This is a genomic window from Enterococcus sp. DIV2419, assembly GCF_051711865.1.
GTDB lineage: Bacteria > Bacillota > Bacilli > Lactobacillales > Enterococcaceae > Enterococcus > Enterococcus faecalis.
In genome coordinates, this window is sequence record NZ_JBIONS010000001.1 from 2,026,075 (window position 1) to 2,037,848 (window position 11,774).

An 11,774-nucleotide genomic window follows, 5' to 3' on the forward strand; every position below is an offset into this window, starting at 1 on the left:
TTCTCATGTCTCTTTCTATAAACTTTTTATTATTAATGAGTTTCACTTATTTATTTTTTCTTTTTTTAGCATAGGCGATTGTTGTTAAAAAAATCACACATGCTCCAATTAGTAAACCAATCGTATTTTTTGTTTCTCCTGTTTTAGGTAAATCCCCTTTTTTTAAAACCGTTAATTTTCTATCAAATGTTTCTTCTTGATTCGGATAATCTTGAGTCCCCTCTGTATCTATCGGATCCAAATTTCCAGTTACATGAATCGTTGTTTCTGTACTTGCTGTTACAAAAACTGGCAATACAAATACCGCTAAACAGAGAGAGAATATACTAATTAAGACAAATCGTTTTGTTTTGCTCACAGATTCTCCCTCCTATCACTTTTTTGCTTATTTGTTTGCTTCTTCGGTTGTTTTTCCATCCATACGTAATGGGGTAAATTTGAAGGTTAATTTAGATTCTACAAAGTTTTGATCTTTTGCTAATTTTGATTTATCCATTGTTCCTGTAAATTCAAATCTCGTTGATTTATAACCAGTTCCTTTTACTTCTTTGTAGTCCCCTTTGTTATTCGCTAAACGAACTAGTTCCGTATTAATTGTATATTTTTGTTTCGCTGCCCCATTCTTAACTAAAGCAATTGTTGGACTGCCCGCATAGCCGATAGATGGCTTGATATTTAATGTACTTAAAGCAGCTACTCCATTTCCTCCAGTTATTTCATAAGTTGATACATCAACTTTTACAGGACGACCTGATTCATTTTCAATCTTATAATTTTTTGGAGAAGAAATTGTCGCTTTATCTTTATCAGATTCAAAAACTACTGCAGTAGGTAAAGTTACTTTAACCCAACGATCATCGCCTTCTGGTAGTGGCGTATCTGGATTTGTTGAATCAGTATCTCCCAAAATACCTCGTGTAATCACATCCGCTGTTGTTGATTTTCCTTCTGAGCCATTGACAGTTTGCATATCGCCTTCTGCTGCCAAAACTTGACCAGCAAACCCTAAACTAAAGACACCTAACATTGCTGAACTAACAAGCATTTTTTTATTTAACATAATTTAATTACCTCTTTCTTATATTTTTTCAGATTTCCACTACTATTAACCAGAATTTTTATAGTAAAAATCTTTGATATTTTAGGTTTAGCATTGAATCTCTCCTTATTCTTCTACTTCAATTTGAATTTCTGCCGCTGTTTGACCTTTGTATTTTTTTGTTTTTTGATCATAAATTGAAACATTGGCTGTACAGATATAGTTGCCTTTTGCCAAATTCTTACTTAATTTTCCCTCAGTAATTTCATAGCCTGGTTGAATTGCACCTGAATTGTAAATTACATCGCCTGTTTTATCTTCAACAATTTCAACAGCAATTGGATAAGCATTTTCGACTTCATTACGGATGTAGATATCTCCGATTGCCTCACCATTTTTAAAGGTTGCTTCTGGATAAATACTCAACGTGAACTTTGATTCGTCAACCTCTTTTTCATTGGCTTTTTTACGCTCTTCTTTGGACATTTTTTTCGCATCTTTTTCATCAGGCAAATATGAACCACCAATGATTTCTCGTGGCTGATTGTCAATAAATTTGTAGGCAGCCACGCCTCCTAAAAGAAGAACTAACAAAATAAGAATGATTATTTTTTTTCGTTGTTTTATTTTTTCTAAAATAGTAATTCCTCCTAATCTGCCAGTGCTTTAAATTTTAATTTAGTCTTATATTCCACAATATTTTTTTCCGACATTTTGCCGTAATATTGACCATCAATCGATATATTGGTTGCAGATTGTGGTGCCATTGCTTTGATTCCTTGACTTTGAGTAGCTTCATTTAGTCCTTTAATAGCGGGCTGATTATCAATTAACAGGTTCAGTTTTGCACTGTTTTCTTCTTTATTTGGTTCTTTTTCTGTATTACTTAGTAGTTTTACATTGGAATGAACTTTTTCAAATTTTTCAAAAATGACATTGGTTTTTAGCTCTTCTGAATTATTTCGTATTTGATAATTTTTAGCTGTAACCTTTTTCGAGCCATTATAGGTTCCAAAAACTAAGTCAGTGGGGAGTGTCACATTGATAAGTTTATCGGTATTTCTATAAAAGTATTTTATTTTAGTATTACTTCGGAATGTTTGATTCGGCATTCCAACAATTGTCTCTTGTTGTGAATTAGAATCATTTGTATAACTATAGCCAAAATATTTATAGACTGTTCCATTATTATCAAGAAATTTATCAGGTTTTGGCTGATAGGAGTCTGTAGAATCTAAGACAGTTATTTTTTCTTTCGATAAAGGATTGTTTTTTTCATCTACTGCTTGTTCCTTAATTGTATAGGTTGTTCCAATTGTTACCTCATAAGAATACGTGATTGCTTTACCTGTACTTAATTTTTCAGAAACTTCAAGTGTCCCACTAGAGGTAGGTTTACTAGTATCTGGATATTTACTAAATCCGATAACGTTTATTTTGTTGGAATCAAGATTTGTAAAAAAGCTAGCTTTGATTGAATCCAGGTACTCTTTTGAAGAATTCACAGGAACTTTGACTTTCTTTGTGTTTAAACGATTAATCTCTAAGAGTGAATAACCTTGTTTGGTAATTTCATAGTAGACATAATCATTATTTTTGCGAGCGAAAGATTGTTTTTGTTCGTCTCCTTCATACACCCAATGGCGATCTTTTTCTGCCGCGAAGGAACGGATGATATCTCCATAATTGACATCAACTCTGCCCCATTGATTTACTGGTTCACGTGGATATTGTTGTCCTTGGACGGTTACACTTTTATCCCCTTTGTCAGTATCTTTTATCTTTCTACTTGTACGCATATTAAAATAATCTACTTTGTAATAGTCTTCATTTGTAAAGTAATAATGAATTTGGCTATCTAGACCTTCACGGTTTCCCGGCGTAGCGACTATTTGCGGTTTTTCTTCCAACTGTAAAGTGTACACACCTGCCGTTCGCCAGGCAGGTAAATTAGGAATTTCTATTCCTCCAAAAGCAATAGATTGCCCCCAGTTAACATTTACTAAAATAGTATTTTCTACAACATTATTACTTTGAGCTGATGAGACTCTTAATCGGACTCCAGTTTTACCAACATATAACATTTCGTTATCTATTTTAGATAATAGCTGTGTATTGTATTCATCTCTATTCAGTGTCTTATTACCAACTTTGACTTCTTGGATGAAACTTTTATAGTCAAAATTATTTGTATACTGACCTAAAATAAACTTCGCATCGTCTTTAAACTTAACAGTCATTTGATCTTTTACAATTTCAAATGGCACTATATAATCGTATTCTATAGCTTTACCTGTACTTAACTTTTGACTAACTCTGATGACTCCCTCTGCATCACCAATCTTTGCTCTTGATGGAAGTTTGATAAAACGTGCGGTTACCCCATCTGGCAAATCAATTGATTTACCAATATTGTCTATAATTTCTCTATCAGATGAACCTATTGATATTTTTTGTTTTTTCGTGGAAGCAAAATTGATTTTTAATGGTTTATATCCTTTAGGTGTAATTTCATAATAAACAGAATTTTGACCTTGATTGTATAATGTTTTTTTATCATTTTGATACAAGTAATTCCAATTAGGAAATACGTGCCAAGCCCGAACCACATCTCCATAATGAACGTCTTGCTTACGATTTATTCCCCATAAATTTAATTTATCTTCAATTTGATCTTTCCCAAACGCTTCTACATATTTTGTTCCCTTCGCTTCTTCTGTCATAAGGAAGTTTTGAGTGTTAGATAAATCAAACCAATTAAACGTATAAAACAATTTTTGTAGAAGAGGATCATAACCTGAATACACCTGGGTTTCATCTAAGGTATGAATGCCATTTGCAGAAGTAACTACTGGTTTATTCATGGTATGAAGCGTATAAGCACCAGCTGTTCTAACATCTCCAAAGAATGGAATTGTTTGATAAACAATGCTATTTCCCCAAACTATATTGATAGGAACATCAACTAAAATCGTTCGCATTCTTGACTTATCTGATACTTTCACCTTGATTATTTGCTTATACACTGTATGAGTTTGAGGAATATTCACTAAGTCTACAATATATTCATTTTTATTAACTTCCTTCCCATCAATCCTAACCCATTTCACAAAGTCTGATATATCCCACATACTACTATCACTACCTAATATTAAATCTTGAGGATTTGGCTCAGCAATAATTTCTGGTGCTTTTTCTACAGATACGGTAATAGGCAACTCTATTTCATTCTCTTCCTCTCCATATTTTTCAATAATCTTTATATTCACAGTTTTATCTCCAATAGTTGAAAATAACGTTTCTTCTGGTAAAAATTCTAAAGTAGAATCTTTTAATTTGTTATTTATAGTCACCGCATTTTCAATCATCTCTGAAGTTAATTCTTGATTAACTTTCAATTGTATTGCTTTTTCTTGATATATTGACAGTTCAGTTTCTGAACTTCCAGCTCTTTTTTTTGTACTACTTTCCATACTGTTTGTCGGTTCTAAATCGCTATTTTTGATTATATTATTTGAATTTTGTATAGAGGTTGTTGTTGTTTCAGTAGCACTATCTTGCTCTGATGTTTGAGCAACTACAGATCTTGTTCTTAATGGCAATGCTAGTAGCACAACCAACAAAAAAATACAAATCACTCTCTCTTTATAATTTTTATAATTTTTTTCATTTCTTTCCTCCTATACGATATAAAAATAATCTATTTATGCAATCATTCTATTTCTGCTAAGAATCTTTTAAGTTACATTTCATAAATGATGTTATCTTTGTCATCTTTTAACTGTTTATATCGTAGCATGGAGATTGACGCTGTTATTATCTTCTACACGTAAAATTATGTATATCTATGATAATTAACTTTTTATCACTAACAAAAAAAACTTCTCTTTTTCATGTTTTTATACATGAAAAAGAGAAGTTTTTTGTTAAGAACTCTATCCATCTGAATCTAAAGAAGAAGTAAAAATATCATCCACAGATAAATGATGATTTTCAATAATTCTATTACTAACCAATTGATTCAAGTATGCGCCTAATTCTGTCCAAGCAGCTTGATCAAAAACATCTTTAAAGTGAAAATAATACTTTTTATCATAACCGCCAGTATCCGAGACGACAATATTTGCTTCAGTATAATTATCTGTTACTTGCAAAGAGTTGGCATTGTACATCGTTTCAATCGCATTTTCAATAATTGATTTGTACTCTGGACGATGAAAAAATTCAACAAATACTTTTTGTGGATAAGGAAATATTAAACTAAGATAGCCTAAAATGATTTGCGTTAAACTACCAACTAATTTTGAAAATGATGGTTCTTGTTGATAGTTGGCTAAGCCTTTAGCTACACACGACTCAACAAAATAGTCCATTTCTCCATTTAGTTTTGGAAACTTGAACAAGGGCATGAACTTGTATAACTGTAAGTAATGAATAACAATTACTCGACTACACAAGTTATATAATAATAGGTACTGTAGCTCTTCTGGGAAATTAATTTTCTGTTGCAATTGGTGGATTACTTCAATACAACTATTGATAATACCATTTCCTTCGAAGCCCGACATTTGTTTCCCCGCTTGAATTTTTTCATCCTTTGTTCTTAGTTCTTCTATAAAATAGTTTGCTAAAAATAAAAGATGAATTGGTTCATTGTGAGAGCTTTTATTTCCAATATCTTTCTCTCCCAAGTAAGTTTGAAGTAAATTGATTTCATGGTGATCCGTAATGATTTCTCCCAAATCCAATATATCTTGAGTCAACGGAGCCAAACGATGATCACTTTTCAGTGCCGATCGATAAATAGCCAAAAGAAAATTCACTTTATTTTTGCCTACTGGTGATAATTTTTCACATCTATTTGTAGGTGCATATTGGCGCGTGTTAATTATTTCTTTTTCTGTAATCGTATTTACAAGCCAATAATTTCCTTTTGTAGCAGCAACTACAGAGAGATAATGAAAAAGCCTAATAGTTGATTCACATCCCTCTAATTGCATAATTGCTTCACTCTTTTTTTCTAATTGAAAACCAGCATCAACTTGCTTAAAAAACTGTTTTAATTTGTTAATTAATTTATAAACATAGGACTCACTGTAAGAGAGACTTTCAGCAGCTTGTAAAATACTAAAACGTCTCTTTTCCAAAACAAATAACATTAATTGAAAAAAACTAGATTCAGTGACATATTTAATGCGACAATTCGTTATCAATTCAATATATTTATCCGCTTCAACTTTAAAGTTGAATTTAATAAGACCATCATTTAGTACTAAATAGATATTTTCTTCTATATCTTCATTCAATTCACTGATAAGTTCTTTAATTTGTCTTCTAGAAGTGCCCAACTCTTGTTCCATAACGGTTGCATCTACTTTCATAAATTCTAGTTTTGACAAAATTTTTAATTTCTGTATTTGTTTTTTTGTTAAAAATAAACTTGCTAATTCTTTTGGTACCAGATTGTTCACTCCTCTAATTACTTTTGTTACGAAAATGTTCTAACAAAAAAACTATTTAACTGAGAGTATACCTTTTTATATACTTAAAAGCAAAGACAGATAATCAGAGAACTACTCACTTGCTTAGACTTATAGTTTAAACTTCAAACTATCTTGTTTTATTTTTATAAAAAAAGAGTCCCCTTTCTCAAGGAAACTCTCAATTGCTAAGTCAAAATAACTTCACGTTATCTAAATCTTTTAAATCAATCCTATGGTTCGCGGAACAAAGGAGCTAAAAACTTAATAGAATAAATCGCACAAATTCCGACAATAATATAGATAATTTTTGCTAATGGTGTGGTTGCACCGCCACTAATTGTTGCAACTAAATCAAAATTAAATGCACCAACTAATAACCAGTTTAAACCTCCGACAATCAATAAAATTAAAGCAATAATATCCAGATATTTCATTTTTAACACTCCTTCCAAATTTGATAAGCCAAGAGTAACACGTTTATTCTTTATTTACGAAAATAATGATTCAGGAAAAAAACTTTTTTTCAATTATTTTCTCGAATCATTTTTTCATTATTAAGAATTTTATGATATAACTAAAGAGTAGACAAAAACAGATTCATTATCTCTGATAAGAAATGGTGGTTTATTATGCGTGCTAAGTTATTTTTAATTTTGCGGAATCGAGTGTTATCCCGTGTTGTCTTTGTCATTCTATTTTTACATGTGCTTTTTACCACAAATGATTTCACGGTGTTGCTGCTCCTCTTACTATTGAATTATTTACTCACGCTTGAGGATAGCGCGAAAAAAAACAGAAAAATCCAAACTTGGCAGGAATTTAAACAGTCGATTGATTGGCCCTTTGTCGCTTTTTATTCAGGGCTTGCTCTTTTAGTTATTTCGTTAATACTTCTGTTTCTCTGGTTCAATTATGCACGATAAGGAGGATTAAAAATTGAAAAGCTATTTTTTTACTCTTTTTTTTAGTATGTTTAGCCTTTTCGTCATACTACTTTGGTTTTCTGGTCGTCTTTTTCCGTCGCTTGTACCAGATAATGAAGCCGCTAATAATTAACGCACAGGCAATTAAAAGTAATGTCCATAATAGTAAATTTTGTTGTTGTGCCACTTTTTTCATCCCCGCTGCTGCTTTTTCTGGTTGATATGGGATACGATGTCCTCGAACTAATAACCGATGACTGTTTATCATATACGGTGTGCAAGTTAATAAAGTGACGAGATCTTGGCCAGACTCAATGTGTAAATCTTTTGTATCAGTTGGTTCAACGGTTTTTATTTGATCCACTTGATAAGCGAGCGTCTTCCCATTGACTTCGATATAAAATTCATCGCCTTTTTTTAATTCTGGCAAATCTGTAAATAATTTGGCTTGAGGGAGACCACGATGTCCTGAAATGACCGCATGTGTATTCGCACCACCTGTAGGATAGGAGGTTCCTTCTAACAAGGAGCTTCCTTTTTCCAATAGTAATGCATTCGTTTTATCAAAAATTGGTAAACGGACATTTATTTTTGGAATGGTTAAAACACCTATCGTATGACTTTCAAAATAGGATTTGTCTGGTTTTTTCGTTGTTTTTTTCGTTTCAGAAAAAGGATCTAATCCAGGATTGCTGCCTTTTTTCGCTAATTCTTGGTTTTTCTTTTCCATTTTTTCTTGAAGTTCAGCCATTTCTTTGGTGTTTTCTTGGCTTGCTTTTGCTTGATAATGAGCGATAATTTGTTGATCCAGATAGTTATTTAATGCATCGCTAACAAAAGGATACGCAAATGCACCTATTCCAATAATCAGTAAAAGAATCATAAAACCATCAATGATACGACGTTTCTTTTTTGACTTCATTGCTTCCTCCTTAAAAATAAAGCATGAGAGCCTGGGACAGTGATTGGCCCAGGCTCTTTGTTTTTCTAAAAATTTCTTCGGTGATGCTAGAAATTAAGCATTTTCTTTTCTACGTCTAGCAAAGTAGACTCCTGCAATAAGTAGCAAGACTGCGCCACTTCCTAAGTAAACGTAGATTCCTTTGCCACCTGTTGAAGGTAAGGTACCTTTGTGTTTGTTTGGTACTTTTTCTGGTGAAACTAGGTTTTCTGTTGTGCCATATGATTGTTCATTGACCACAAATTCAATCCGATTTGTTAACAAGACATAATCATCAGGAGCTACAGTTTCTTCTAAATAATAGGTACCGTATTTAAGCCCTGTGATATCAACTAATCCATCAGCCGTTGTTGTAAAAGTAGTTGCTTCGGCTTTTGTTTTCACCCAAGTTGCTGCTTTCGTTGTTTCATCGATTTTCAAATAATTTGCTGTGTCACTGTTTTGATCACGAACGACAAAGGAAGCTCCCGCCAAGGCTTGTGTCGCTGTCACATCGCCATCGACTTTAATGAAACGTTTCCCACCTGTCACAACTTCAACAGTTGGTGGTGTTTGGTCGTCGGTATGACCGTTATCAACATTCGCCTCATTTTTAAAGCCTTTCGTAGGATCTGCTTTTTCATTTAAATGCATAAAGTAAACGAATTTTAGTGTGCCGCCTGGCGTTAACGTAGGAATATATGCTGGATTAACGGCGACAGTGAAGCCATTTGCTTGTTCAGTCACTTGATAATTTTCAGGAGCAATCACTGTATCCCCATCATATAACGCATAGGCATACTCTCCAGAAGTCACGTTATCAAAAGTTAAGGCTGCATCATGTTTATCAACTAAATTGAATTTGACGTATTTATTAGCGTCGCCTTCTTTGTCTGCAATCCCCAATGGAATATTTACAGAAATTTGATATTTAATTTTTTCGCCAATTGCCACATCTTTACCATCTAAGTTTGGTGTTGTTTTATCAACTTTAGAGGTATCATTTTTGACTGTTTTCTCAACAGGTGTTTGATTGTTTGCTTCAATTGTAAATGGTGTTTTTGTTTGATTTTCAATTAATTCTGCATTATTTGGCGCTTTTACTTCTTCTAAAATATACGAACCAACCTCAAGATTTTTAACTGTTAATTCTCCCGTTCCATTCTCTGCTTCTGTGAAATCATTTTCGCCAATTTCATAACTTTTCCCAGTAATAAAGCGTTTTGCTTGTTTTTTATCCGTTGTCCATGTATATAATCCATCTTTGACTCCTTGGATATATTTTACTGTGCCTGGTGAGCCTTCGCTTTTGGAAATAACAAATTCTGCGCCATTTAATCCTTCATTTTCAGCAGTTCCTACTTTTTTCACATGTAAACTACCATCATTGGCTACCACATTTTTAGGATAAATATGAACAACCGCTAATTCTTCTGTTCCATATTTATAGGAACCATCTGCTTGCTTGATCATTTCGTAAACTGGGAACGCCACCACCATATTCGTAGCAGCAACTACGCCCTCTTTTGGTTCCTCTTTAATGGTATACACTGCATCTTTACCATTTTGTTTTTTAGGTAACTGAACAGTCACATTCCCATTTGCATCGGTGGTTCCTTGAGCAACAGGTTTCCCAGGAGTTAAACTTTGGACAGCTTGTTTAGCTGCATCAACGCTTGCGCCTGCCGCTCGTTGCTCGTAAAATTCGCTCGTCACGTTATAAATACTAAACGTCACATCTGCCAGTCCTTGATATTTATCAAACTCGCTCATTTCTTTCCCGCTATTTTGAATAAGCGGATCTGGTAAATCCGTCATTTTCTTTTTGTGAATCACGAGCTGTGCGCTCTCCCCATTTTCTTCTGCAAATGCAGTTGTTGTCCCTAATACACTCGTGAAAAGTGGCAAAATTAGTAACAAGGTACTAACGGTGTACCAAACTTTTTTTAATTGCTTCATTTTCTCTCTCCTCTTTTTTGTTTTTGATAAAATAGCCAAATGGCTACCATCCCAATGATTAGCAGGCCTGCAATCGTCAACCAAATAGAACGTTCTTCATTTGTTTTTGGTAAGAAGCCTGACTCTTTTACTTTTTTATTGATTACATGTAACGGTGCTGTTCGTTGTCCGTTCGTTGCATAAGAATTTTTTCCCACCGTAAAAGGAATTTCTGTTTGATTCAGAAGATAACCTTTTGGTGCAGAGATTTCTTCCAAGAAGTACTGGCCATCTTTTAAGCCTTTAACTGAAAATTCACCGGCTTGATTAGACGTGATTTTTTTAGCTAATGCTTTTTCTTTTTGCCAACGATATCCGTTTGCTGTTTCATTGAGGTATTCCCCCGCTTGATTTTTGACGATAAAAGCAGCCTCTGGCAAGGTGATTTTCGCATTTTCACTATCAACTTTGACAAAAGACTTGCCGCCTGTACGAACTGCGGCTCTTTTAGTCAAGGTATGCTTGTCCGTGACTAATTGTCCTTCGTTGTTAATCGCAGTGTCTGGTTCAGCGGTCTTTTCTAAACGCATTTGATACGACACAGTCATTGTTTGATTTGCAAAGTTTTGTAAGTCTTTAATTGAAAAATCAAGCGTAAATCCATGCTTTTGCGTCGTCAGTGTGTAACCTGTAGTAACTGTTTTTCCAGCCACTTTTACCTCAATTGATTCTGGTAAAAGTGTCAACGTTGTATCCGCCTTATCTGACAAACGGAATTCCTGATATCCTAAAATATTCGCTGGAATCTGAGTCGTTAACTGATAGTTAATGTGCTCTCCTTGATTAAAGCCTTGTTGCTTATCGAGTACCGTTTTTTCAAGTGGTGGTAAGTCATAGGCATTTTCTTCATTTTTTGGATATAAATGAATATGCGTTAACGATTGCCCTTGTGGATCTTGAACAGGCAAAATCACTACTAGGTTGCTAGCTTTTTCCTTTACCACTTCCGGTGCTTCCGCTTCAACAAATAAATAGGCTTTATCTCGTTGCTGCGAATCTTTGCTAGCTAATGAAAAAGAAACCACTCCATCTTCTCCATTTATTGTCTGTGTTTTATTTTCTGCGATCGGTTTTCTATTTGTTGCACCGGTTTCTGCTAATTGACGCTGTGCCTCTTGGACCGTTTTTCCTTCAGAACGAAGCTGATAAAACGGATCCGTCACATCATAGACTTGATAAGTGACGTCATTTAAGCCCCGATAATTTTGAAGCAGAGTTCCCTCTTCCCCTGTGTTTTGCTGCTGTTCTGGTAATTGACCATCAGGGAACAATAATTTGTGCAACGTAACTTGAACGCTTGCTTGCGATGCCTCTGCTAATGCTTGCTGTGAAAACCCGAAAAGAGCGAGTAGCATGACGCAAATACTTAACCAACGTGCGTTTTTCATTGA

The 11,774-nt window shown here is 33.9% G+C and carries 10 protein-coding genes; 1 reads left to right on the top strand and 9 read right to left on the bottom strand.

The features are described 5' to 3' along the window. Positions 1-46: 46 nt before the first annotated feature. The 6 genes from IGI97_RS09510 to IGI97_RS09535 all read right to left on the bottom strand — a co-directional run bounded on the left by IGI97_RS09510 (position 47) and on the right by IGI97_RS09535 (position 6,956). Positions 47-358 carry an LPXTG cell wall anchor domain-containing protein gene (locus IGI97_RS09510; protein WP_438738520.1) on the bottom strand — a complete coding sequence of 104 codons (312 nt, stop codon included), beginning with the start codon at positions 356-358 and terminating at the stop codon, positions 47-49. Positions 359-385: 27 nt separating this feature from the next. Beyond that, positions 386-1,060, bottom strand: coding sequence for a hypothetical protein (locus IGI97_RS09515; RefSeq protein ID WP_438738522.1), 675 nt, complete (start codon positions 1,058-1,060; stop codon positions 386-388). A gap of 105 nt (positions 1,061-1,165) precedes the next feature. After that, positions 1,166-1,609, bottom strand: a complete 444-nt coding sequence (locus IGI97_RS09520) for a hypothetical protein (protein ID WP_229234601.1) — start codon at positions 1,607-1,609, stop codon at positions 1,166-1,168. Positions 1,610-1,689: 80 nt separating this feature from the next. After that, positions 1,690-4,641 carry a hypothetical protein gene (locus IGI97_RS09525; protein WP_438791810.1) on the bottom strand — a complete coding sequence of 984 codons (2,952 nt, stop codon included), beginning with the start codon at positions 4,639-4,641 and terminating at the stop codon, positions 1,690-1,692. A 333-nt stretch (positions 4,642-4,974) separates the two neighbouring features. Then, positions 4,975-6,510, bottom strand: a complete 1,536-nt coding sequence (locus tag IGI97_RS09530; RefSeq protein ID WP_438738527.1) for a helix-turn-helix domain-containing protein — start codon at positions 6,508-6,510, stop codon at positions 4,975-4,977. Between the two features lie 242 nt (positions 6,511-6,752). Then, a complete protein-coding gene (locus IGI97_RS09535; RefSeq protein ID WP_002381996.1) occupies positions 6,753-6,956 on the bottom strand; it encodes a DUF378 domain-containing protein in 204 nt (67 codons plus the stop codon). 195 nt (positions 6,957-7,151) lie between these two features. Here IGI97_RS09535 and IGI97_RS09540 point away from each other — a divergent pair, with 195 nt between their 5' ends. After that, a complete protein-coding gene (locus IGI97_RS09540; protein WP_002358125.1) occupies positions 7,152-7,445 on the top strand; it encodes a hypothetical protein in 294 nt (97 codons plus the stop codon). 67 nt (positions 7,446-7,512) lie between these two features. On the opposite strand, the gene srtC is transcribed toward IGI97_RS09540, so the two are convergent. The 3 genes from srtC to ebpB form a co-directional block, all read right to left on the bottom strand. Then, positions 7,513-8,367: an Ebp pilus assembly class C sortase gene (gene srtC / locus IGI97_RS09545; RefSeq protein WP_438738529.1), complete on the bottom strand. Its 855-nt coding sequence runs from the start codon at positions 8,365-8,367 to the stop codon at positions 7,513-7,515. 93 nt (positions 8,368-8,460) lie between these two features. Then, positions 8,461-10,344, bottom strand: coding sequence for an endocarditis and biofilm-associated pilus major subunit EbpC (gene ebpC, locus IGI97_RS09550; protein WP_438738531.1), 1,884 nt, complete (start codon positions 10,342-10,344; stop codon positions 8,461-8,463). After that, the gene (gene ebpB, locus IGI97_RS09555; protein WP_438738533.1) at positions 10,341-11,771 is read right to left on the bottom strand and encodes an endocarditis and biofilm-associated pilus minor subunit EbpB; all 1,431 of its coding nucleotides are present in this window, start codon (positions 11,769-11,771) and stop codon (positions 10,341-10,343) included. Before ebpB ends, ebpC begins: the two co-directional genes overlap by 4 nt. Positions 11,772-11,774: the final 3 nt, after the last annotated feature.